Below are 22,912 nucleotides of genomic sequence, written 5' to 3' on the forward strand. Positions count from 1 at the left end.
GTTATCATCAATAGATTTTTAGTTTTGCGATTTTGTTGGTGCTTGTAAATTAAGTTGATATACACCAAAGCCTAAATTATCTTTTTCAATAAACTTAATTGGGTACAATGAATGTTTTTCAATATAGGCTTTGGCTTCTTCAGTAGGGGAAGATTCAAAGCGAATATCCAAATTAATTTTGCTGGTAATTGGTGCAATTCGCCAGTTATTATCAACCTTCACATTCACTTCACCTTGTTTTTTAGTGTGATTAGTAATATAGCCTGAAAGAATGACCCTTAAATCATCCGGAGAATTAAATTTAACATTTTTACCACCAGTACCAGGGAATGTTCCGGTATAAGCACGATAGTTATTGGTAGCAATTAAAAATGCTTGATTGGAAGCAATAGGTTTTTGTTGATAAGTTAAGTTTACGATACGTTCTGAATCAGGATTAATTAACTGACAATTTCCATCATAACGTGCAGGTTTAGTGATATCAATTTGATAACTCACACCATCAATGGTATCAAAATTATAAGTTCTAAATTTATCCCAATTAATCAAATATTGTGGTTGTGGCGAATTGATATCAATTTGATTATAAACACCTGCTGAGCATTCCAACCACTCTTTAACATCTTTACCCGTTATTTTTACCGCAGATAAAATATTAGGATAAAGATAGATATCAGCTGCATTTCTAAAAGTTAAATCACCTTTTTTGACATCAACATAAGCTGAAGGATCGTTTTTACGACCACCAGCTTTAAACGGTGCAATTGCCGATAAAATGGGTAATCCATCCAGATCTGGATCACCTTGAACAAACTGTTTCACATAATCAATTTGCGCATCACTAATAATTTGCAAAGCAGAAGTATCTTCGACTAATGCTAAATAACTATTGATATCGGTTGAAACCTTGCCAATTGGTTTACCAACAAATTCACGGGTACCTTCGTGGTCGTCTCTTAACGCATTCGTAATATTTTTATCTGTCTCAACTAATGCTTTTTTATTTTTAATATCAAAGATCGGGCGAGCTTCTGATTTACCAGAAATGACTTTCCAATTAGCTTTATCACCTTCAATAACTAAATCGACTACACCTAAATGACTTCCCCATTGTCCAGGCATTACTGCGGGCACATGATTGATATTTCCGGTACTAATATCAGTATTAGGCAATGATTTAAAATCCTCGCTAGGAAAGACCCCATGAGAATGACCAAACATAATAGCATTAATACCTTCAACTTGGCTTAAATAATAGACTGAATTTTCAGCTAAAGCCTTATATGGTTCGGCAGAAACACCTGAATGCGGAATTGCAACAATGATATTTGCACCTTGCTTTTTCATTTCAGGCACTAATTGTTTCGCGGTTTCAGTGATATCTTTAACAATTACCTTACCTTCCAAATTAAGTTTATCCCACTGCATAATTTGTGGTGGCACAAAACCAATATAACCGATTTTAATAGTGTGTTGTTTACCTTCTCTATCAACGACCGGTTTATCTAAAATAATATATTGCCTAAAGTAAGGTTTATTTGTTTTCGCATCAAAAACATTAGCATTAACATAAGGAAAATTAGCACCAGCTAGACTTTTTTGTAAAAAATCTAAACCAAAATTAAACTCATGATTACCGATGTTACCAACTACATAATCTAGCGTATTAAGTGCTTTATAAACAGGATGAGTCTCACCTTTGTTTAGACCTTTATTCAAAGCATAATCAGCCATTGGACTGCCTTGAATCAAATCGCCGTTATCAACTAAAACACTGTTTTTTACCTCTTTTCGTGCTTGATGAATTAAATTGGCTGTTTTAGCTAAACCAAAAGTATCAATGTACTGATCTTTGAAATAGTCATAATTCATCATATTACCGTGCAAATCGGTAGTTTCTATAATTCTTAAATCTACTGTTGCTGCTTGAAGTGAACCAGATATTAATAGGGTTAGTAGGCTTAATCGGGTTTTATTCATATCAATCTCCTATTTCTCTGATGTTGTTAATCATTAACATATAATAAAACGAGATAATTCTTAAATCGTTCAATAATAGCAGGGTGATACTGCTGATCGTTGATTGCCTGTTGTAGACATTGCTTATCATTACTCGTAAAAAAGGCTAAAACGTCATTAAACAAACGTGATTTTTCGGTTGGTTCAATAAATGCAGCATCAATTCCACAAAGTGTAATATCAAACAGTTCCAATCGAGAAAAATGAAAAAAATGCTCAGCGAGCTGATATTCTTTCTCTATATCGGTGCCAAATATGCCTGCGTCATCGGTATTAAGCGTTATTCTGACCCCTCTATCATAAAGTTGTCGAATTGGGTGATTAAGAATATCACCATTTAACTTATTGACTAAAATACGATTACTAGTAAGCGCTATTTCTAAAGTGATCTTGTTATCAATTAAATCCTCAATCAACTTATCATCTTCAATGGCGGCAATACCATGTCCAATACGATTCGCGCCATGTTTAAGCGCTTGGATAATACTTTCAGCAGAATCAATTTCACCAGCATGATAAGATTTTTTTAAATTCAATTTAGAAGCAAGTTGATGGGCTTTTTCAAAATCATCAAAATGACCTGCTTTTTCATTACCTGCGATATTAAATCCGGTAATAAATGGGTGGGGGTTATTCTCAATAAATTGCAGTGTATCGTATACCACATCGGCACCCAGATGGCGCACGCCAATCACATGGTATCTTACAGTAATATTATGTTCTTTTTGAACATCAATAATCGCTTTATCCATTTGATTAAGCGTTTGTTTAAATCTTTCTTGATCCCAAACTATTTTACCTTCGCTTTCCATGGCACAAATATGATAGGGAGACAAAAATAGCTCGCAATAGATTAACCCTTGCTTGGCATTTCTGCTTAAAAAATCGTAAGTAATTAGGTAATAATCGTCGGGATGTTTAACAAAATTAGAGACAGTATCATAAGTTTGGATAAATGAAACAAAATCGGATTCATCATAATTATATCGACCATTTTTATAATCGGTTGCATCATATTCACCGGGTCGATAGCACAATGAATCAGGAAAAGTCAGATGATTCTTATCGGCTAGTTTTTTTGCCATAAATGGTGTAATACTACCTTCCACATGCTCATGAAGTATAACTTTTGGGATTATTTGCTTATTCATCTAGTTCTAATCTGTTTAAGTATATGCTTATAGGGCACTTGTAAATTATTCATCAGACTAAAATGATACAACTTTTACAAGCATTTTATTCTACCTTGATAAGACAATTATTTTCCATACATTTTGTGTGACTTATCAATTTCTTTGAAATCAAGTGGCAACAATAGACAGGCAACAAATTAGATGCCTGTCTATTGATGTGGCCAAATTGGTTAATTTAGTCTATCTATTTAATATTAACCTTGCCATGAGTTTGGTATTAATTTCTGTTCTCAAGAGTATCATTCTTGAAAATAAAGACAAAAATAATAGCAAGTAATAAAGAATATCCTGCAAAAATTAACCAAATTGTACGCCAGTCAATGACACCATTTACAGTGTAAAGATCCACAACAACACCACTGATAGTTGAACCTAAATAAGCCCCAAAACCATTGGTCATAATCATAAATAAACCTTGTGCACTATTACGGATATCTGGTGAAACTGTTTTATCAACGTACATAGAACCCGAAATATTATAGAAATCAAATGCACAACCATAAACAATCATTGACAGAAGAAGTAACGTGAAACCTACAGGTGATGGATCGCCAAAAGCAAATAATCCAAACCGAGCAACCCATGCCAACATACTGATTAACATGACATACTTGATACCAAATCTTTTCATAAAAAATGGTACAAATAAAATAAATACAACTTCTGACATTTGTGAAATAGATAGCAATACTGACGGATATTGCACAACTAAACTATCAGCATATTCCGGAATACTTTTAAATGAAAGTAAGAACGGATTACCAAAAGTATTGGTAATTTGTAAAATACCACCAAGGAAGACTGCAAAGACAAAAAAGATAGCAATTCTAGGTTGTTTAAATAATACAAATGCATCTAAACCTAAAGAACTTACAAGCGATTTTCTTTTTGACTCATCTTTAGCAATGACAATTAATGGCAATGTTAATGAATATAGGCTGAGTAAAATCGAACCGCCAGCTGCAATATAGAGCTGTACATTGCTTAATCCAACTTTTAAGAAACTAACAAGCCACATAGCAACAATGAAGCCGATAGTACCAAAAATTCTTATACTAGGGAATTGCGATATAACATCAAGACCTTCTGATTCTAAACAAGAATAAGAAATTGAGTTAGAAATCGCGATAGTTGGCATAAATGCTAAACAATGAATTAAAATTACCACGACCATCATAAATGGTGTTGTGACTGAAGCGGCAATAAAAAGGGTTATTGCCCCAAATAAGTGACAAAGCATGAATAAACGATTAGCAGGAATCCATCTATCTGCCACAACACCAAGCAGACCTGGCATAAATAAGGATGCTATGCCCATAGTACCATAAACTGTACCTACTGTTGTTCCAGTAAAATGCAAGGTCTCCATCATGTAAGAGCCTAAAGTTATAAGCCAGCTACCCCAGATAAAAAATTGCAAGAAAAATATAACTTTAAGTTTGAACTTAATATTCATTTCGTTTCCTTATTAAATGAGTTCTCTTCTAACCTATTAGATAAAATTAATGAATAAATAAAAATTGTTATTACTATCGATGCGTTAGTTATAACGTTAAACACATTTACTGATAAAATTGATTAATGACAGTCAATGTAAAACTTTTATTTTTTAAACAAAAAAAATGGCAGAAATTCTGCCATTAATTTAATCTGAATTGAGTAATACCGACTCTAACGCAACAGTAATCATCTCTTTGAAGCCTAGCTGGCGTTCTTCGGAAGACATCGCTTCGCCTTTTCGAATATGATCTGATACCGTACAAATCGCCAACGCTTTTGCGCCATATTCAGCCGCCACACCATAAATACCAGCAGCTTCCATTTCGACACCTAAAATATTGTATTTTTCCATGATATCGAAAAGATCAGGCTCAACGCTATAAAACAGATCAGCTGAGAAAATATTACCAACCTTCACATTAACATTTAAATCTTTAGCTGCATTAACCGCATTACAAACAAGACCAAAGTCAGCGATGGCAGCAAAATCATGATCTTTAAAACGCAAACGATTCACTTTAGAATCCGTACAAGCGCCCATACCAATAACAACATCACCAAGATTAACATTTGGGCTAATTGCACCGCATGAACCGATACGAATAATGTTTTTGACACCATAAAACTTAATCAATTCGGTTGTATAAATAGAACAAGATGGGATACCCATTCCATGCCCCATAACAGAAACTTGTTTACCTTTATACTGACCAGTAAAACCGAGCATTCCTCTTACATTCGTTACTTCTTTAGCATTATCTAAAAAAGTTTCGGCAATAAACTTAGCTCGTAATGGATCGCCGGGCATTAATACCGTTTGAGCAAAAGCACCATCGGCGGCGTTGATATGAGGGGTAGGCATTTAACTCTCCTGATTTATTACTAAAAAACGTCCTAAACAATTGCTATTTACGAATAAATGACTTGCCATAATCCATTGGTGACAAATCAAAATAATCAGCAACACTTTGACCAATGTCAGCAAATGTTTCACGATGACCTAATGATCCAGCTGGAACACTATCACCATAAACTAAAACGGGAATATGCTCACGAGTATGATCCGTACCAGGCCACGTTGGATCACAACCATGATCGGCACTAATAATTAAAAGATCGCCTGGTTCAATAAGGGCTAACATCTCAGGTAAACGACGGTCAAAATATTCTAAAGCCGCAGCGTAGCCTGCAACATCACGTCGATGACCATAAGATGAGTCAAAATCAACGAAATTGGTAAACACAATCGTGTTATCTTTCGCTTGTTTGATTTCTTCTAGCGTAGCATTGAATAAAGCCTCAATACCTGTAGCTTTAACTTTCTTAGTGATACCTACTTCGGCATAAATATCGGCAATTTTACCAATTGATACAACAGTACCTTGTTTTTCTTCAACTAGCTTTTTAATCATTGTCGGAGCTGGTGGTTCAACGGCTAAATCATGACGATTACCAGTACGCACAAATTCACCAGGCTTATTACCTAAAAATGGACGAGCAATAACGCGGCCGATATTATAATCGCCTTTATTAAGCTCATCACGAGCTATCTCACAAACCTCATAAAGTTTATCAAGACCGAAAGTCTCTTCATGGCAGGCAATTTGAAAAACAGAATCAGCAGAGGTATAAAAAATAGGTTTACCAGAAGCCATATGCTCAAGCCCAAGCTCATCAAGAATCACTGTACCTGATGAATGACAATCACCAAGATAACCAGGCAAGTTAGCACGTTTAACAATATTATCTAATAATTCTTTAGGAAAACTATTGGTAGTATTGGTAAAATAGCCCCAATCAAACAGAACGGGAACACCCGCGATTTCCCAGTGACCTGATGGCGTATCTTTACCCGACGAAATCTCACTGGCAAAGCCATAAGCACCAATAACTTCACCTTCGGTAGCCATTCCTTTAGGGTATGAACCAGTTGATTCATAAGCGGCTTCTATCAAACCTAACTTTCCTAAATTAGGTAATTTTAATGGGCCTTGACGACCATGATCTGCATTACCTGAAGCACAAGCTTCGGCAATATGGCCTAAGGTATCAGAACCTTCATCACCATATTTTTTTGCATCTTCAGCACCGCCGATCCCAAAGGAATCGAGGATCATAATAAAAACTCTTTTCATAATTTCCTCTAAATCACAACTACCACTAAATATTGCAACAATCTTAAAACATAAAGTTATATAAAACCGTGATCGATAACTTATTTTTTAAATTTCATTAATAATAACGTCTACCACAAGGTTGAGTAAAATAGATTTTAACTAAATTTATAAAAAAGATCGTTTGGGTAGCTATAATACATGATAAAAAAAAACAAAAAAGGGAAAGTGTCCAATTTGTAGACTATTTGTCTAATCTTTTGACACATATATCAACCTAAAAGTAGTTAAGATCATTAAAAAAAATTTTAATGCATAAAAGATCGTTTTGCGTTGTGATAATATAGCAAATAAATAAACAATCGACACAATAGAATAAATTGCTTTATCAAAATAGATAAAGGCATTGATTTAATACTTTTAAATAATAAAAGGCATAAAAAATGCCGAATAAAACTAATTTAATTGAATTTAAAAGTATTTCTAATAAAAGGTAGTTATTAATGAACCAAAAAATTCCTAACACATTTGCTTTAGATGTCTATGCCAACCAAGTAGAAACAGTCGAAACTGTGGAACAGCTAATGCAAGTTTGGAAAACTAATACCGATAGTCAACCAATTATGATTATTGGACAAGGTAGTAATACACTATTTACTGAAAATTTTGCTGGTACAATCATTGTTAATCGAATTAAAGGATTAACTATAACCGAAACCCCAACACACTGGCATTTAAAAGTGGGTGCGGGTGAATATTGGCATGATCTAGTTGCTAACACCATTAATCAAAACATTCCCGGCCTTGAAAACTTAGCTCTAATACCAGGATGTGTAGGATCTGCACCAATTCAAAATATTGGCGCTTATGGCATTGAATTTCAAAAAGTAGCCGATTATGTCGAATTACTTGAATTTGCAACGGGTAAAATTATTCGCGTAACTGACGGCCAATATGGCTATCGTGAAAGCATCTTTAAACAAAAATATGCTAATGGTTATGCGGTTGTATATGTTGGCATCACATTACCAAAACAATGGAGCCCGGTGTTAACTTATGGTGAATTAAGGAATTTTGATCCAGAAAGTGTCACCCCAAAAATGATCTTCGACAAAGTGTGCGAAATCCGTCGTAGCAAACTGCCTGATCCTAATGTATTAGGAAATGGTGGAAGCTTTTTTAAAAACCCAGTAGTAGACAAAAAATTTGCTGATAAACTACTTGAAAAATATCCAACAATGCCAATATATCCACAATCAAATGATCAAATAAAATTAGCTGCCGGCTGGTTAATTGATCAGTGTGGTCTAAAAGGCTATCAAATTGGTGGTGCAGCAGTGCATCAACAACAAGCTCTTGTATTAGTCAATAAAGATAATGCGACAGCGCAAGATGTCGTTGCGTTAGCGCGTTATATCATAAATGCAGTATTACAAAAGTTCTCGGTGCACCTCTCGCCTGAAATTCGATTTATGGGCGCAACTGGTGAGATTGACGTGGATAAATTTCTATAACGTAAATAACGTTTATTAGACAATAAAACAGCTTATATACAACAAAATTATGAAACATTCGTATTCATTTCCTATTTTATTAACAAGTTTATTATTTGTAACCATCGCCTTATCGGCACTTAATACCCAAGTGCCACTTTGGCTAGTGCGTGAACATTTTTCACTAGGACAAATAGGTTTAGTCGGCTCGAGCTACTTTACAGGTAACTTAGTGGGAACGATTATGGCAAATTGGTTTATTAGCCGATTTAACGCCAGATTTACTTACACCTATAGTTGTATTATCTTTGCGATTGCAACTATTGGATTAAGCTTTTCAATGGATTTCTATAGTTGGGCGATATGGCGATTTTTTATTGGAATAGCCTGTGCGGTTACTTGGGTGGTCATTGAAAGCTGTATCTTAGTTACGGGTACTGTTCGTACTCGCGGTAAAATGCTGGCGGTTTATCTAACCACCTACTACTTAGGTACTGTTTTAGGGCAAGCATTGCTCCAATACTTTCCGCAAAACGTACTCTATTTTGGCCTAGTAATAGCAGTGCTAATGGGGTTAGCCATCTTATTTATATTACTAACCCATTACAAATTACCTAAAAAGAAAAAAAGCAGTTTCAACATCATCCCCATGATATTGTATAAACCTTCTCGAGTTGGTTTAATTGGTTGTGCGATTGCTGGTATGTTAATTGGATCGCTATACTCTCTAATGCCAGCATACTACTCACATCTAGGTTATACAGATAACCAAGTCGCAAATTGGATGGTTTTACTAATACTTTCTGGGGTAATCGCGCAAATGCCTGCCAACTGGTGCGCAGATAGGTTTGGTCGTCGTATTGTTTTGTTGGTTGAATCAATCTTAATGATGATAGCTTGTTGTTTACTGATATTTAACCTCTATGGCGTATTAGCCATCATTTTACTTGGTGCGACCATTTACACTATCTACCCAATCTCAATGGCCTGGGCTTGCTCATGTGTTCGCAAACAAGAAATTGTATCAATGAATCAAGCTATGCTATTAACCAATACACTTGGTAGCCTAGTTGCGCCAGCGGTAATTGCCTTTATAATGGACACATTTAACAATACCTATTTATTTATTAGTTTTGCTATAATTTCGCTTTACTTTATTGTTTTATTATCACTCAAAAAGTGAGGGTTTAATGCGCAGTAACCAAAATCCATTGAAATTAATCAATATATTAGCTGATGGGCAGTTTCACTCCGGTGAAGAACTTGCCAACCAATTTGGAATAACGCGAGCTGGCATCAACAAATATATCAAAGTGCTACGGGAATGGGGGATCACCTTATCATCCGTGCAAGGTAAAGGTTACTGCTTAGCATCACCAATAGATCTACTTGATAAAGTCAAAATCGACAATGACTATGGTGCTGATAGTCATGTGGAAGTACTGCCTATCATTGAATCAACCAACCAATATCTATTAGATAATATTGAAAAATTACAAACTGGCGACAGTTGTGTTGCTGAGTTTCAATCTAAAGCGCGAGGCAGGCGAGGGCGACAATGGTTTGCACCATTTGGCAGTAATCTCTATTTCTCAATGTATTGGCGACTTGAACAGGGCATCGCAGCAGCCATGGGGCTAAGCTTAGTCGTTGGTGTTGTGATAGCCGATACGTTACGAGAAATCTCGGGGCAAGATATTAAAGTAAAATGGCCAAATGACCTCTATCTTAATGACCAAAAACTTGCAGGCATATTAGTTGAACTTGCAGGCAAAACGGGAGACTGTGCACATGTTGTTATTGGTGTTGGAGTCAACCTAATGATGAATAATCCCGATACAACTATCGTCAACCAAAAGTGGGCTAATTTAGGTAAAGTTGATCGCAATTTATTAGTGGCAAAAGTCGCGAAAAATCTAAAATTAAAACTTCGAGACTTTGAACAACATGGACTAACACCGTTTCTTAACGATTGGCAACGGCTCGACAATTTTGTAGGGCGTCCTGTTAAATTATTAATTGGTGACGATGTGATCCGTGGCGTAGCCAAAGGTATCAATGAACAGGGTGCGTTACTCTTAGAACAAAATGGCAAAACGAACGCATTTATTGGTGGCGAAATCTCATTACGAAGTGATGAGTGAAATATCTATCGGTAATTGATTAACATGAATTACCGAAAAGTACATCTTGTGATCGGGAATAAATCGGTACAATAGGTAAGCGGCAAAAAATAATGCAGCTCTAAATCCCTTTTTATCTTGACTTAACCATTTAATAAATTTCAAATTATATTGATAATCTCGCCTTAAACCAGCTGTTTAAAAAAGCACCAAAAAAATTGGTGGAATTTTTCATTTTGGTATTTTAATTAATAAACAATAGGTTATAATTAGGGTGTTCCCTATATGTATAGGGATAAACCGAAACCACTCATCAGTTCGTTGCTCCATGTTCTGTGTTCCCTATATGCATAGGGATAAACCAGCGTATTGGTAGGTTACAGATTGCTAAAAAGTTAAGTCACAGTTTGCAATTAATCTAATATTTACAGTTATTTAAGCTACATTCTCAATTGCAACAGAGAAACAAAGTGATATTGTGAAAGAACCCAATTATCAATTTCAAATAAACGGTAAGCAAACAGCATTTGCTAAATTAATTGATAACAAGGATAGCTAAAAGAGATTTGTTCGAAGTAGATTAATCAATTGTTTAAATTAAAATAAAGCCGAAAAAGAAGTTAAGATTATAAGGCAAGATGGTAAGCTTATGATTAATAATAAAATTAATGCTATAAGCTTATCACGGATTGAAATTTAAAGCCAACATGAGTAGCTTATAAAGCTATTAATTCCAGCTTGCGTTACCAACTCTATTTTTTGAGACCACTGCTTTGTGAGAGTTTTGACAATTTAAGCTATCACCATCAATTTCACCGTTCTCACATTTTTTACGATATTTATCTAGTAGTTCTTTATCATTTTTAAAATCTTCTACAGTATAGGTCTTTTCATTACATCCAAATAAAAACAAAGCAGTAATTAATATTAATATCTTTTTCATATAAAATCCTTGCAATAATTGGTTAATATTAGATTAATTTTTTATAGTAGTTTTACTAAAAATTCATTTACAGCTAAACGAAGTAAATCAGATATTATTTTTAAATGCAACTTTGCTCGTTTATTTTTTTCAATATATTCTAATTCTTCATATTTATTTTCATCATTCGCTTTTTGATTATCTGTAATATCTATGAAAATGAGCGAGTTTTTAATGATCTGCAAATCATGGAAGGGGAAGCGCTGAAATTAATGAATAAATCAAAAAGACACCTAAGGGTGGTTTTTTTATGCTCATCAATCAGTTTTACAATACTTGCTTGTTGAGTTTCATTATCCTTTATATGTTCTCTAACTTCATAAACGATTTCTCTTATTTTTTTCTAATTGGTTTGGATATTATTTCACCATAAACTAGTTCTCTAGCAATATAGTAATCTGGCGTGTTTTTAATTATAAGTTCGTTGTTTTCTTTATTCACTTTTGAGCGCTCGAATGAATATATTTTCTTATGTACTTTGATTATAGAATAAACAAATTGAATTTAAAATTGGCAAAATTGATTTTATAGATAATATTTCATACCATACTTAAAAATTAAGGAGAATGGTATGAAAAAGTTATTAATTTTAATGTTTATTGGTTTTTCGATTTCAGGGTGCTCAACAACTCCAATTTCATTAAATGAAGTAAAGGACGTCCCGAAAGAGAGAGTGTTTAAATTTCAGAACGAAGTTAGTAATTATGCTAATTTAATATTGATAAGAGATAAAGGCTTGGTTGGTAGTGGTTGTTACATAAACGTATTTATTAATGGGGAAGAGGCAGCAAGGCTAGAAACTAAAGAACGTGTTTCACTGTATGCACCAAGTGGTAATATAATAATTGGTTCATCGATTCAAGGAAAGGGATTGTGTGGATTTAACCCTCCAAGACGTGAACGTGAATTTGCGTTTAAGAATGGCGAAAGAAAAGTATTTAGATTATTTATAGATCAGAATGGAAATACAGATATAATCCCAACAACTTTATATTAAAGTTGTTCAGTTCACCAATGCATAAATGGTTTAGAAAATTCAACTGGTTTTGGGATAAAACATGATGAACAATAATCTACAGATGATGCATGATTTAATTCAGAAACAACCCTGGGATGCTGATATTTTGGAAAAAATCCAAAAGTTGATTGATGCAGAACCCAATGTAGCAATTAAACGAATGATGGGGATGAGTCTGAGTGCTGTTATTATTAAAATGAATAATAGCAATAACAAAGTTTAACTAAATAAATTATTAAAAATTAACAATCTGCTCTGGCGGGTTTTTTATTGCCCAAACCCTTTAAATAACATACCATTACCTAAAATTTAAGGAGAATGGTATGAAAAAAATTGTATTGAGTTTATTTTTAATTTGTTTTGCTTTAGCTGGATGTAAAACGTTAGGGGATGTGAACGCTGATGATTATTTACGTTCAAGCCCACAAAATGTCGATAATAAAATGGTTGGGGTATGGGTTGCAGGAATGGGACCATACTTAACCACGATTAAAATAAATCCAGACGGGACAGGCTTGTTTTGTTATTCATGGAATGGGAAAGATGTTTTATATAAGTTGATTTATGATGGAAAATCATTGATTGTTCAAAGCGGTGAAAAGCTTGATGTTGATAAATTTAATTCTAGTGAAATCAACGTTACCGCTAATTACTACATGGGTAAAAAATATACGTTTTACCGCGACGATAATTATATAAAATCATCATCGTACTGTACTGCAAACGTAAAATAATTTACTCAATAAAATAATAAATTTTATAAATAAGACCGCTTTTATAGCGGTTTTTTATTGTGCAAATTTCATGAATTTCGTACTATTGACCTAAATTATTTACAGGAGAATGTATGAAAAGATTATTCATCACCATTTTATTGCTTTTTTCATTTAGTGCTTTTACCAATGAAATTACTTACAAAGATTGGCGAGTTAATATCGTTACTGATCCAATTACAGATAAAAAAACAGTGTCAATGAAGTCAGTTTATGTATCAAACAGCGATTCAATAAGTAGCGCTTTTTTTACAGTTAGTTGTGATTCAGTCTTTATTGTTCCATTCTCCATTCATAATAGTTTGGAAGATTATGAGGATGGGCTAATTAAAGTTATTTTCAGAGTTGATAAAAATACTCCAGTAGAAATGGAATGGGAGAAAAAAAGTAGCCTATTAATTACTAATCAAAAAGAGTTTTTAAATAAAGAAATTCAGGGGGCTACAAAGTTTATTATTAGAGTTGGGTCTAAATCTACAGTGGATTTAAAATTTCCTTTAGCTGGCTATAAGAAAGCTTACGAAAGGTTAGAAAAAGAATGCTCAAATTAAAAAATAATTAACTTGTATTTATTACACAACCCGCCTAGAGCGGTTTTTTGTTCTCTGTTAACAAATTTTGTCATATTATCAAGTCATTAGCGAAGAGTTAAAAATCTAAAAGTTCAGGCTTAATATGTAGTGCTTCAGCAATTTTAATCCGCGTTGTTTTTCTTAACTTTTGGCTTTTTTCATATTGAGAATATGCTGACTGGCTAATACCGATTCTATTTGCCACTTCAACTTGAGATAAATTCAAATATTCACGCCACGCCTGAGCTGGCGAATAGTTATTATCAAAAACCATGTTCACAACATCGCTTGGTACACCAGATTCAATGTCAATTGTCTTGGATTTAGATAACTCTAAATATTGATTGTATGGTAAAACCACAAATTGCGGTTGCCCTTGTTCGTTATTAATAAATTGTATATTAGTAAGTTCGGTCATCTCGTTTTTTCACCTCTTCAATAGAAACAATATAAATCTAGCCATTAAAATTAAAAACACTCGATAATTACCAACTCTTAACCTGTATTGATATTCATGGCCAGTCAATGCTTTTACATTAATACAATTTGGCATATCAGCTAAATCATTAATCTTATTATGAATTAGATTGTTGTTAGGTATTTTCCGTAACTGCTTCAATGCCTTGATTTGAAAAGCAATTTTATTCATTTTGCTTTTCTAATCAATTTTAATATAAGTATAATATAAGACTTATAAGTATTTTTAATTAAAATATAAGATTTATTTTTTCATTTCTCTCATTCAAGAAAATTTGATATCTTGAGAAATTATGGCGGAAGAAATTACATCGCTAAAACTAAAAATTGAGGTGCAATGCATCGATCGAGCAAGCAAGCAAGCAAAAAACTAGACGAGTATTCTCTATAAGTAGCGATAAACGTTTTGCATATAAACAAAAAAGGATGAGGATAGAAGGAAATTGAGATAGAAAAATAAAAAGCGGGTGAGTTAGCTTTTTTACTATTTTGGTAATCGTGAAAATCTACCAATACATTGATAAACGGTTTGTATATGAATCGCAGTGGTTAACTTCAAAGCGTTCCATTTAAATAAGGATTTACCAGAAGGGATTGCGTACAGCATCCCTTCTTTAATAGATTTAAGAATAAAAGTTAGATTACGCCATTATAAAAAGTTCGAAAACTTATCCTTTAAAAAACAGTTAAAATTAGCTGTTCACCCTTATTTTTTAACCTTAAGCAATCTTAAAGCATTGGCTGTAACAATCGCTGTGGTACCCGAATCGGCTAATACCGCAAGCCAAAGCCCTGTAATACCAAATAAACTAGTAATTAAAAATACCAACTTAATTCCTAAGGCAATTGTAATATTTTGTTTGATATTACGATTAGCGAAGCGAGTTAAACGTATTAATTTAGGTAAGCTTAATAAACTATTTTTGGTTAAAGCGGCATCGGCTGTTTCAAGTGCAACATCCGTACCACTACCCATAGCAATACCGACAGTTGCAGCCTTCATAGCAGGGGAATCATTAATTCCATCACCAATCATCGCAATAGACGTATGTTGACCTATTTTTTCGATTTCTGCTAGCTTATCTGCTGGCAACAACTCAGCACGATAATCTATGCCTAATTGTCCTGCAATTGCTTTTGCTGCACGTTGATTGTCGCCGGTTAACATTAATGTTTGCAAACCAAGTTGCTTAAGCTCAGTTATAGCAGCTAAAGCATCACTTCGTAGCACATCTTGCAAAGCAATAATCCCCAACAACTGCTGGTGGGTTGTAACCACCACAACGGTCTTACCACCATTTTCGAGTTGAGTGATAGTTTCAGCATCTTTAGCACTTATAGCCGTTGATACGGTTTCAATCTTATTAGGAGATACAATAAAATAAATTTGCTGATCTAATTCACCTTGAATCCCTACGCCAGCAATCGCCTTACGATTTAGGGCTTCCTCAAAATGGATCTGTTTTTGCTTAACATAATCAACTAAAGCCTTAGCTAAAGGATGGTGTGATCCACTTTCAATCGAGGCAACAATCGCTAACAACTCCTCGCTAGAACAATGAAGATTAATGACATCAGTTACCTGTGGCTTACCCTCAGTTAATGTGCCTGTCTTATCAAATGCCACCATCTTAATTGAACCAATATGCTCAAGTGCTGCCCCCCCCTTAATCAGCACCCCATGTTTAGCTGCGCTTGATAAAGCCGAGGTAATAACAGCGGGTGTAGATATCACTAATGCACAAGGACAACCAATTAACAACAACGTCAATCCTCGATAAATCCAAGTATACCAATCGGCACCCGTCAACAATGGTGGAATTACCACCACCAAAAACGCAAATAGCGTAATTGCAGGCGTATAATAACGACTAAACTTATCGATAAAACGCTCAATAGGCGCTTTACGATCTTCGGCATCCTCAATCAATTGCAAAATCCGATCAACGGCATTTTGTCCTGATTCCGAAATCACCTTGAGTTGAATAGTATTATCCACCACTAATGACCCAGCTAAAATTTTATCACCACTTAAATAATTAACTGGAATCGACTCACCTGTTAATGCGCTCTCATCAATGCTGGCTTGTTCGCTAACCAAAATAACATCAGCAGGTAATCGTCCACCAGATGAGATCTCGATAATATCATTAGGTTTTAGTGTATGGCTGGCAACTGTTTTTCTTTTACCATCGATAATAATCACCGTTTCATCAGGCATCAACTCTACTAGTGACGAAATTCCTTTTTTCGCCTTACTCGTTGCAAAGCCCTCGAGCATCTCACCGATCATAAATAAAAAGATCACCATGGTAGCTTCTTCCGCTGCTCCAATAAACAGCGCACCAAGAGCGGATATACTCATTAACGACTCAATTGCAAATAGAGTGCCACTACGGGTTAAAACAATTGCCTCCTTCAAAATGGGGATAATTCCAACAATAGCAGTCACAATAAAGGCATATTCGCCAGCTGTATGATTCACCAACAAAATAAGATAACTTACTACAATTAAAGTACCTAAAACGGCTAACGGAATAAATGCTTTTTTATCAAAATTATGTGAATGTTCGTGGTGATGGGATTGGTTAGCTGATGCCTCAAAAATTGGGGTATAACCCAATTCTACGACTTTATCTTCAATCATCTTTATTACCGCATCATCATGCTTTGGAACAAAAACGATTAACTTTTCGGTTGAAAAAATAATTTTGGTTTGATTAATATTGGGCAGTGTCTTAACACCGTTTTCGATTTTACTTGCGCAATGTGCGCAATCCATACCTTGAATTTTCCAAGTTAATTTAACGCCTTGGCAACTCTGCTCAGGCTCTTCGGGAGGATCTTCAATCTCATGTCCATGATTATGCCCATGATTATGTCCATCACAAGATACTGTTGGACTTTCGTTATGAGAATCATGCATATGATTATGTGCAATATTATGACAATCTCCATGACAATGGTCGTGATTATCGTGATGGGATTGCGTAGATTTGTTATTATATAACATAACGTTACCTCTATTCGTGGATGATTTTTATTGTACGCTCAAAAAAACAAAAAGAAATATTTTTAACCCATTTTTCTAAAAAAAGTTGAGGAGCGGGGTTTTTGGGGTTCAAAATTCTGCTTTGCAATGTTGTCTCAAATAAATAATTCTGCTTTAAACTGAGGCGTTTTTTAGTAGCTGTTTTTTTGCATCAAAAAAAGTTGAGGAGCGGGGTTTTTGGGGTTCAAAATTGTGCTTTGCAATTTTTTCTCAAATAAATAATTCTGCTTTAAACTGTGGCGTTTTTTAGTAGCTGTTTTTTGCATCAAAAAAAGTTGAGGAGTGGGGTTTTTGAGGTTATAAATTACGTTTAAACTTTATTAAATGATCCAAATCGCTAATTTTAAAAACCAGAATAAATTAATAGGATCATTAATTACATTTTTAAAGATTTGTAATTTAAATATATTTAATTAAAACAATATGTAATAATTTGGCGCTTAGATCCTTTTTAGATCATCTTTACGTAGGTTTACATAATTGAGTGAAAAAAAGTGTTGCATCGTGTTTTTCCAATCACTATACTTTTTTAACAGTTTTAGCAAAGAGGCTAAAACTTGGTAAAAAAGCATAAAATTGCAAATAAATCAAAAAATTACTTGACAGGATTGTCGCAAATGTTTTATAATTTTCAACAGGCAACAGGCAACAGGCAACTTGGCCAACCTATAATTTAAATTCGTCTAAGTCCAGCTCCCAACTTAAATTTTTCACTGAAACTTATTTTTCCACTCAATCAAGTGAAATTCTGCGAATTTTCGCGCGATCGTTTTCCGGATCCTTTTTTAGATCCTTCCATTTTCCGAAATTATCCCTACAGATTGTTTTTTTCGTGGCGATTTCTCTTTCTTTTTCGAGTAACGCATTAACTTCACAGACAACTAGGAATGCGATACAGGGTAGTGCGCCGTATTTGACTTTCGACGGTGGTCGTACTCGTGTGGTTAATACTAACGATCTGCTTGGGATTACTTTATCTAATGGCTCAAGATACACACCTTCAAACAATACTTCATCTTCTTCAAGACCAATTGAGTTGCCTACTGCCGGTGAGAGTTTTGCTGATATTGGTATGCTGGTTCCCACTGATACTAATTCAGTTGAGCTTAGTACACTGATTGGGTCACCTTATAATTATTGGGGGGATGATGATGGTGATTCTGACGTTACTGCTACAGGTTTTATAAGTTTATCTATCGTCGATAAATACAATCAAACTGTATCACGTAGTACTGTTCCAACACTTTGTAAGGCACCTTATAAGGTTACGTTATCAAGTACTAACAGCACATTATCTACTCGTTACGGTGTTCCTAATCGTAGTGATTTTAGTGCTAGTAATGTGAATTATTATGTTAATCCTAAGGCTTCGCCTGTGGTTTGTTTTGCCAGACCTAATTTGGAGTATGGTAGAGATAATTTGGCTGGTCCGTCTTGGATGTGGGACCCTGCTAATGGTTTTCTCACTCAAAAAACAGACCCATCCTCTTACGGTCAAAACTTTCCTACTACTGGCGCTAATGGACTGTACTTTGATTTACTCATTACTGGTAGTAGTCAACCTTTATCTTGGTCTTCGTTATCTCAGGGAGGTATTACAGTTACAATGTCCAATTCTACTGCTACAAGCGTACGGGTTACTTTAATGGGTCCTTACGCTACCACATCCCAGCATAGTTCATCTAGTCCTGGTCGTGTTTACACGCCTTCTCTGCCTCAGACCTTCGAGTTGGTCGGTCGTGACAATAATGATAATCCAGTTATTAAATATGGTTTTACTTTGAAGCAGTGGTTCGTCCACCGTGGTAATGTGGCTGAGACCAATTATTCTCGTGTTTTATCTTGGTGTAATAGTCTTGGTTATCAAATGCCACGCGTAAAGGATTTATCCAACGCTGTTCGTGCATCTGATGGAATTATCTCTGGCGCCACACCTCCCGCACCCCATAATGCTTACATGCGTCATATAGGTTCTGGTTTTTTCACTGAGTGGGGAAAAATGGTGGATTATTCAGGCGTTGGCTTCAACGACAGTTGGTTCTGGACTAGTGACTCGAATGGTAGTTCCCAGTTTTTCGTGGACGCGATGACCGGTAATCTAGATTGGCACTTCTACTACGGCTACGGACTTTGCTCCTATCCTTAGTTTTTATTTCTTCGTCCTTAATCCTTAGTGCCGGGAGGGAAAGATAATATTAAGTTACTAAAAGTAAGCTACGAGTCAACGTTGGTAAGTGATAGAAAGCGATTTTGTGACTTAGCGACGTTTGAATTACCCGCCTAGGCGGGTTTATTTTTAAGTTTTTTTTCGAAAAAAAGTTGAGGAGCGGGGTTTTTTAAGCCTTAAATCTACCATTTATTATTACATTTTTAGTATTAATGTTGGTGGATTGTTTAAAAAGCCTTTATTTAAATACGCCTATATTCCCACTAATTTTAGGGGTATAATTGATGCACTTAATTTCATGGTAAATCGGCTTTTATGACTTCTTCATTCCTTCGAAAATCGGGTGTTGTTTTTGGTGCTTTTTTAGTAGCAACCTTTATTATTGGGGTGGCGGGTGCTTTGCAATCACCTACTTTAAGTCGTTTTTTATCGTTTGAAGTTGGCGCTGACCCTCGCTTAGTGGGGGCGTTTTATTCGATTAATGCGTTAGCCAGTATTATTGGTAGTTATCTGTTAGCTAAGTATTCAGACAATAAAGGTGATAGGCGTAAGATTGTTATTTTTTGTTGTTTGATGGGGCTGGCAAATAGTCTGACTTTTGCCTTTTCACGCAACTATTATGTCTTAATTACATTAGGCGTATTTTTTGCTGCTTTAGCGTCTGCCGCGATGCCACAGATTTTTGCTATGGCGCGTGAGTATGCAGAAAAGAGTGGACGTAATGCGGTTGCCTTTAATTCCCTGATTCGTGCACAGTTGTCATTAGCGTGGGTGATTGGCCCTCCATTATCTTTTGCTTTGGCGATCAAATACGGTTTTACCATCATGTATTTGTGTGCAATGTCGATGTTTATTATTTCGATGATTGTGGTAGCAATCTATTTACCACCCATTGAAAAAAAGGTTATCAGTTCGTTTACTGCTAATGAGTTAGCGGTGGCAAACCAATCAATTTTTACTAATCGTAATGTCATGTGCTTGCTAATTTCTACCATTTTTATGTGGACCGCTAATATGATGTATATCATCGATATGCCGATTTATGTAGAAACGGTTCTGCACTTATCTGATTCATTACCTGGTGGGTTGATGGGGTTAGCGGCAGGGATTGAAATTCCTATTATGATTATTGCGGGTTATTTGGTCCCCGTGTTAGGTAAGCGAAATCTATTTTTTATCGCTATAATTTGCGGAATTTTATTTTATATTGGGATGATTCTGTTTAAAGATTCAACCATGTTATATGTGTTGCAACTTTTTAACGGGCTGTTTATTGGGATTGTTGCTAACATTGGTATTATCTATTTCCAAGATTTGCTACCAACTCGTATGGGCGTGGCTTCAACGCTATTTAATAATGGTATTATTTGCAGTGTCATTTTAGCTGGTATCATTCAAGGTTTTGTTTCACAAGCTTATGGGCATGAAGTGATTTATTGGATTGGTTTAGTGATGGTGACGATTTCGTTTTTATTCTGTGCTTTAGTGAAGAAATAATTTATTTACGTCTTCCTGAGTGATTTAGGAAGACGTATAGACAATATCTAAGTTTTATACTTTAAACGTTGCTTTTATTTGTTGATATAACGCGTAATTCGTACGTTCATAATTTAACGGTGTAATAGCAATATAACCATCATTAGCTGCATCAAGCTCTTTGTCGATATCAACCTTTACACTTTGGTTACGTTTAGCTCTAAACCAAAAGTAGTCATGACCTTCTGGATCTTGAGTTTCTGCAATAACAAATTGGCTTACATCCGGCTCGCCCTGTTTTGTGATTTTTATCCCTTTTATTTGATCGGCTTGGCAATTAGGGAAGTTGATATTGAAGCAAGTCTTATCTGAAAGGGGGTAGAGTTGTCTGATTATCGATTCAGCAAGATGAGTTGAACAGTGCCAATTGGTTGGTGTGTTATCTTCACTGCTGACTTGACTTAGCGCCATGGCCGGCACGCCTAGCGTCATTGCCATCATTGCTGCCCCCACTGTGCCCGATAATATTGTTTCAAATCCCAAATTAGATCCATTATTAATTCCTGACAGCACGAGATCGGGTAATTTATTAGCCATTAGCGATTTTATGGCAAATAGTGAGCAGTCAGCAGGGGTGCCGTAGACTGCGTATTCTGTATTGCTCCGCTTTTGAACACGAAATGGCGACTTTAAACTAACTGAACAAGAAACGCCACTTTGATCAACAACAGGTGCGACAATCCAAACTTCGTTTGCTATGTTTTCAGCCACGCTTTTTAAAATCTGAATTCCAGGGGCATCAATGCCATCATCATTGACTAAAAGTACTCGGTTGACTAATTTTTTTGACATATTGGTTCCTTTTTTATATTTCCTTATTGAATAAATGTATTGCACTGATCCATCGACCCACTGTCATAACCACGTTTAAACCATGTATAGCGTTGTTTTGATGTACCATGAGTAAAGCTATCAGGAACAATATAACCATTATTTTCTTGTTGAAGGCGATCATCGCCAATTGCTTGCACAGTATTTAGGGCTTGCTCAATATCACCCGCGTCTAAAATATTTTTCACGCCATTGCCCCATAATCCCGCATAACAGTCAGCTTGTAATTCAAGTTTGACCGACAATTGGTTACGGATTAGTGTAGATTGATTTTGCGATAATTGTTCAACTTTATTAAATGTGCCAAGTAAATTTTGTACATGGTGCCCAACTTCGTGTGCAATCACATAACCTTGTGCAAAGTCACCTCCGCCACCTAGGCGTCTTTTCATCTCTTGATAAAATGATAAGTCCAGATAAACCGTTTTATCGAGATTGCAATAAAATGGTCCCATCATGGCTTGCCCGGTACCGCACATGGTTCGGGTTGCTCCGTTATAGAGTACGAGTTTAGGGGGAATATAGGTTTTGCCTAATTTTTGGAATTGTTCGCGCCAGAAATCTTCGGTACTTGCTAATATTACTGAAGTAAATTTATCTGCGTCGCTAGGTAGGGTGTTGTCAATCTGGCTTGTTGATGTGGAATCATCCAAATCAATCACATTGCTGTCGAGCAAACCGGTTAAGTCAACGCCATAGTAGCCTGCCACTAATACAACAACAAATAAAACAATTTTACCTTTACCACCAATTGGGATGCGTGTCCCAATATCACTTCCTGATTGTGAGCGGCGATCTTCAATGTTATCACTCTCTCTTTGGTCTCTCCATCTCATAGGGAATACCTCATCAGTTTTGGTAACATCATTCTAAAGGATAATAGATGAGGTTACTAGCACTACTCATCATAAAAAGAGGATGTGATAAATGGGTTATTTTTGCTTTTTTTAGGTATATAATTCTTACCTATATCGCATCAATTGAATAAGTAAAATTGGTGTGATTAAATTTAAAACCTCATCTGACTCGCATAATTTGATTTAGTTTATCTTTGGCATGGTA

General features: G+C 35.3%; 19 protein-coding genes. 9 read left to right on the forward strand and 10 right to left on the reverse strand.

The window, feature by feature from the left end; all coding sequences use genetic code 11:
• Positions 1–18: 18 nt before the first annotated feature.
• The 5 genes from J3U24_RS06965 to J3U24_RS06985 all read right to left on the reverse strand — a co-directional run bounded on the left by J3U24_RS06965 (position 19) and on the right by J3U24_RS06985 (position 6,847).
• Positions 19–1,980 carry a bifunctional 2',3'-cyclic-nucleotide 2'-phosphodiesterase/3'-nucleotidase gene (locus J3U24_RS06965; RefSeq protein WP_267337440.1) on the reverse strand — a complete coding sequence of 654 codons (1,962 nt, stop codon included), beginning with the start codon at positions 1,978–1,980 and terminating at the stop codon, positions 19–21.
• 26 nt (positions 1,981–2,006) lie between these two features.
• On the reverse strand, positions 2,007–3,170 hold the full coding sequence (gene add, locus J3U24_RS06970; RefSeq protein ID WP_267337439.1) for an adenosine deaminase: 1,164 nt from the start codon (positions 3,168–3,170) through the stop codon (positions 2,007–2,009).
• 259 nt (positions 3,171–3,429) lie between these two features.
• Complete coding sequence (locus J3U24_RS06975; RefSeq protein ID WP_267330651.1) at positions 3,430–4,668, reverse strand: nucleoside permease; 1,239 nt, start codon at positions 4,666–4,668, stop codon at positions 3,430–3,432.
• Positions 4,669–4,857: 189 nt separating this feature from the next.
• On the reverse strand, positions 4,858–5,574 hold the full coding sequence (gene deoD, locus J3U24_RS06980; RefSeq protein ID WP_220225805.1) for a purine-nucleoside phosphorylase: 717 nt from the start codon (positions 5,572–5,574) through the stop codon (positions 4,858–4,860).
• A 43-nt stretch (positions 5,575–5,617) separates the two neighbouring features.
• A complete protein-coding gene (locus J3U24_RS06985; protein WP_065563162.1) occupies positions 5,618–6,847 on the reverse strand; it encodes a phosphopentomutase in 1,230 nt (409 codons plus the stop codon).
• A gap of 482 nt (positions 6,848–7,329) precedes the next feature.
• Between J3U24_RS06985 and murB the strand changes: the two genes are divergently transcribed.
• From murB to birA, 3 genes are read left to right on the forward strand one after another with little or no spacing between them, the layout of a single operon-like run.
• Positions 7,330–8,340 carry a UDP-N-acetylmuramate dehydrogenase gene (gene murB, locus J3U24_RS06990; protein ID WP_220225806.1) on the forward strand — a complete coding sequence of 337 codons (1,011 nt, stop codon included), beginning with the start codon at positions 7,330–7,332 and terminating at the stop codon, positions 8,338–8,340.
• Positions 8,341–8,389: 49 nt separating this feature from the next.
• Positions 8,390–9,502 carry an MFS transporter gene (locus tag J3U24_RS06995; protein ID WP_065563160.1) on the forward strand — a complete coding sequence of 371 codons (1,113 nt, stop codon included), beginning with the start codon at positions 8,390–8,392 and terminating at the stop codon, positions 9,500–9,502.
• 7 nt (positions 9,503–9,509) lie between these two features.
• Entirely contained in the window at positions 9,510–10,463 is a 954-nt protein-coding gene (birA, locus tag J3U24_RS07000) for a bifunctional biotin--[acetyl-CoA-carboxylase] ligase/biotin operon repressor BirA (RefSeq protein WP_267337438.1), read from the forward strand.
• 706 nt (positions 10,464–11,169) lie between these two features.
• Here the strand turns inward: birA and J3U24_RS07005 are convergent.
• Complete coding sequence (locus J3U24_RS07005; protein ID WP_065733814.1) at positions 11,170–11,385, reverse strand: EexN family lipoprotein; 216 nt, start codon at positions 11,383–11,385, stop codon at positions 11,170–11,172.
• Positions 11,386–11,995: 610 nt separating this feature from the next.
• Between J3U24_RS07005 and J3U24_RS07010 the strand changes: the two genes are divergently transcribed.
• The 4 genes from J3U24_RS07010 to J3U24_RS07025 all read left to right on the forward strand — a co-directional run bounded on the left by J3U24_RS07010 (position 11,996) and on the right by J3U24_RS07025 (position 13,766).
• Positions 11,996–12,421, forward strand: a complete 426-nt coding sequence (locus J3U24_RS07010; RefSeq protein ID WP_267337437.1) for a hypothetical protein — start codon at positions 11,996–11,998, stop codon at positions 12,419–12,421.
• A 64-nt stretch (positions 12,422–12,485) separates the two neighbouring features.
• On the forward strand, positions 12,486–12,665 hold the full coding sequence (locus tag J3U24_RS07015; RefSeq protein WP_267346987.1) for a hypothetical protein: 180 nt from the start codon (positions 12,486–12,488) through the stop codon (positions 12,663–12,665).
• A 100-nt stretch (positions 12,666–12,765) separates the two neighbouring features.
• Positions 12,766–13,176, forward strand: coding sequence for a J517_1871 family lipoprotein (locus J3U24_RS07020; protein ID WP_267337435.1), 411 nt, complete (start codon positions 12,766–12,768; stop codon positions 13,174–13,176).
• A 113-nt stretch (positions 13,177–13,289) separates the two neighbouring features.
• On the forward strand, positions 13,290–13,766 hold the full coding sequence (locus tag J3U24_RS07025) for a hypothetical protein (protein ID WP_267337434.1): 477 nt from the start codon (positions 13,290–13,292) through the stop codon (positions 13,764–13,766).
• A gap of 97 nt (positions 13,767–13,863) precedes the next feature.
• On the opposite strand, the gene J3U24_RS07030 is transcribed toward J3U24_RS07025, so the two are convergent.
• Together J3U24_RS07030 and J3U24_RS07035 are read right to left on the reverse strand one after the other, a co-directional pair.
• Complete coding sequence (locus tag J3U24_RS07030) at positions 13,864–14,205, reverse strand: helix-turn-helix domain-containing protein (RefSeq protein ID WP_267337433.1); 342 nt, start codon at positions 14,203–14,205, stop codon at positions 13,864–13,866.
• A 765-nt stretch (positions 14,206–14,970) separates the two neighbouring features.
• Positions 14,971–17,277 carry a zinc/cadmium/mercury/lead-transporting ATPase gene (locus J3U24_RS07035; RefSeq protein ID WP_267337432.1) on the reverse strand — a complete coding sequence of 769 codons (2,307 nt, stop codon included), beginning with the start codon at positions 17,275–17,277 and terminating at the stop codon, positions 14,971–14,973.
• 871 nt (positions 17,278–18,148) lie between these two features.
• On the opposite strand from J3U24_RS07035, the gene J3U24_RS07040 reads away from it, so the two are divergent.
• Both J3U24_RS07040 and J3U24_RS07045 read left to right on the forward strand, forming a co-directional pair.
• Entirely contained in the window at positions 18,149–19,462 is a 1,314-nt protein-coding gene (locus tag J3U24_RS07040; protein WP_267337431.1) for a hypothetical protein, read from the forward strand.
• Between the two features lie 336 nt (positions 19,463–19,798).
• A complete protein-coding gene (locus J3U24_RS07045; RefSeq protein WP_267337430.1) occupies positions 19,799–20,980 on the forward strand; it encodes an MFS transporter in 1,182 nt (393 codons plus the stop codon).
• A gap of 54 nt (positions 20,981–21,034) precedes the next feature.
• Here J3U24_RS07045 and surE read toward each other — a convergent pair whose 3' ends face one another.
• Together surE and J3U24_RS07055 are read right to left on the reverse strand one after the other, a co-directional pair.
• Positions 21,035–21,811, reverse strand: coding sequence for a 5'/3'-nucleotidase SurE (surE, locus tag J3U24_RS07050; RefSeq protein ID WP_267337429.1), 777 nt, complete (start codon positions 21,809–21,811; stop codon positions 21,035–21,037).
• 23 nt (positions 21,812–21,834) lie between these two features.
• Complete coding sequence (locus J3U24_RS07055) at positions 21,835–22,686, reverse strand: neutral zinc metallopeptidase (protein ID WP_267337428.1); 852 nt, start codon at positions 22,684–22,686, stop codon at positions 21,835–21,837.
• Positions 22,687–22,912: the final 226 nt, after the last annotated feature.

It is taken from the genome of Gilliamella sp. B2785, from assembly GCF_026537005.1.
Taxonomy (GTDB): Bacteria; Pseudomonadota; Gammaproteobacteria; order Enterobacterales; family Orbaceae; genus Gilliamella; species Gilliamella apicola_E.

Coding starts and splice junctions, on each gene's coding strand:
- J3U24_RS06965 (WP_267337440.1), bottom strand. CDS start 1,980: ATGAATAAAACCCGATTAAGCCTACTAACCCTATTAATATCTGGTTCA.
- add (WP_267337439.1), bottom strand. CDS start 3,170: ATGAATAAGCAAATAATCCCAAAAGTTATACTTCATGAGCATGTGGAA.
- J3U24_RS06975 (WP_267330651.1), bottom strand. CDS start 4,668: ATGAATATTAAGTTCAAACTTAAAGTTATATTTTTCTTGCAATTTTTT.
- deoD (WP_220225805.1), bottom strand. CDS start 5,574: ATGCCTACCCCTCATATCAACGCCGCCGATGGTGCTTTTGCTCAAACG.
- J3U24_RS06985 (WP_065563162.1), bottom strand. CDS start 6,847: ATGAAAAGAGTTTTTATTATGATCCTCGATTCCTTTGGGATCGGCGGT.
- murB (WP_220225806.1), top strand. CDS start 7,330: ATGAACCAAAAAATTCCTAACACATTTGCTTTAGATGTCTATGCCAAC.
- J3U24_RS06995 (WP_065563160.1), top strand. CDS start 8,390: ATGAAACATTCGTATTCATTTCCTATTTTATTAACAAGTTTATTATTT.
- birA (WP_267337438.1), top strand. CDS start 9,510: ATGCGCAGTAACCAAAATCCATTGAAATTAATCAATATATTAGCTGAT.
- J3U24_RS07005 (WP_065733814.1), bottom strand. CDS start 11,385: ATGAAAAAGATATTAATATTAATTACTGCTTTGTTTTTATTTGGATGT.
- J3U24_RS07010 (WP_267337437.1), top strand. CDS start 11,996: ATGAAAAAGTTATTAATTTTAATGTTTATTGGTTTTTCGATTTCAGGG.
- J3U24_RS07015 (WP_267346987.1), top strand. CDS start 12,486: ATGAACAATAATCTACAGATGATGCATGATTTAATTCAGAAACAACCC.
- J3U24_RS07020 (WP_267337435.1), top strand. CDS start 12,766: ATGAAAAAAATTGTATTGAGTTTATTTTTAATTTGTTTTGCTTTAGCT.
- J3U24_RS07025 (WP_267337434.1), top strand. CDS start 13,290: ATGAAAAGATTATTCATCACCATTTTATTGCTTTTTTCATTTAGTGCT.
- J3U24_RS07030 (WP_267337433.1), bottom strand. CDS start 14,205: ATGACCGAACTTACTAATATACAATTTATTAATAACGAACAAGGGCAA.
- J3U24_RS07035 (WP_267337432.1), bottom strand. CDS start 17,277: ATGTTATATAATAACAAATCTACGCAATCCCATCACGATAATCACGAC.
- J3U24_RS07045 (WP_267337430.1), top strand. CDS start 19,799: ATGACTTCTTCATTCCTTCGAAAATCGGGTGTTGTTTTTGGTGCTTTT.
- surE (WP_267337429.1), bottom strand. CDS start 21,811: ATGTCAAAAAAATTAGTCAACCGAGTACTTTTAGTCAATGATGATGGC.
- J3U24_RS07055 (WP_267337428.1), bottom strand. CDS start 22,686: ATGAGATGGAGAGACCAAAGAGAGAGTGATAACATTGAAGATCGCCGC.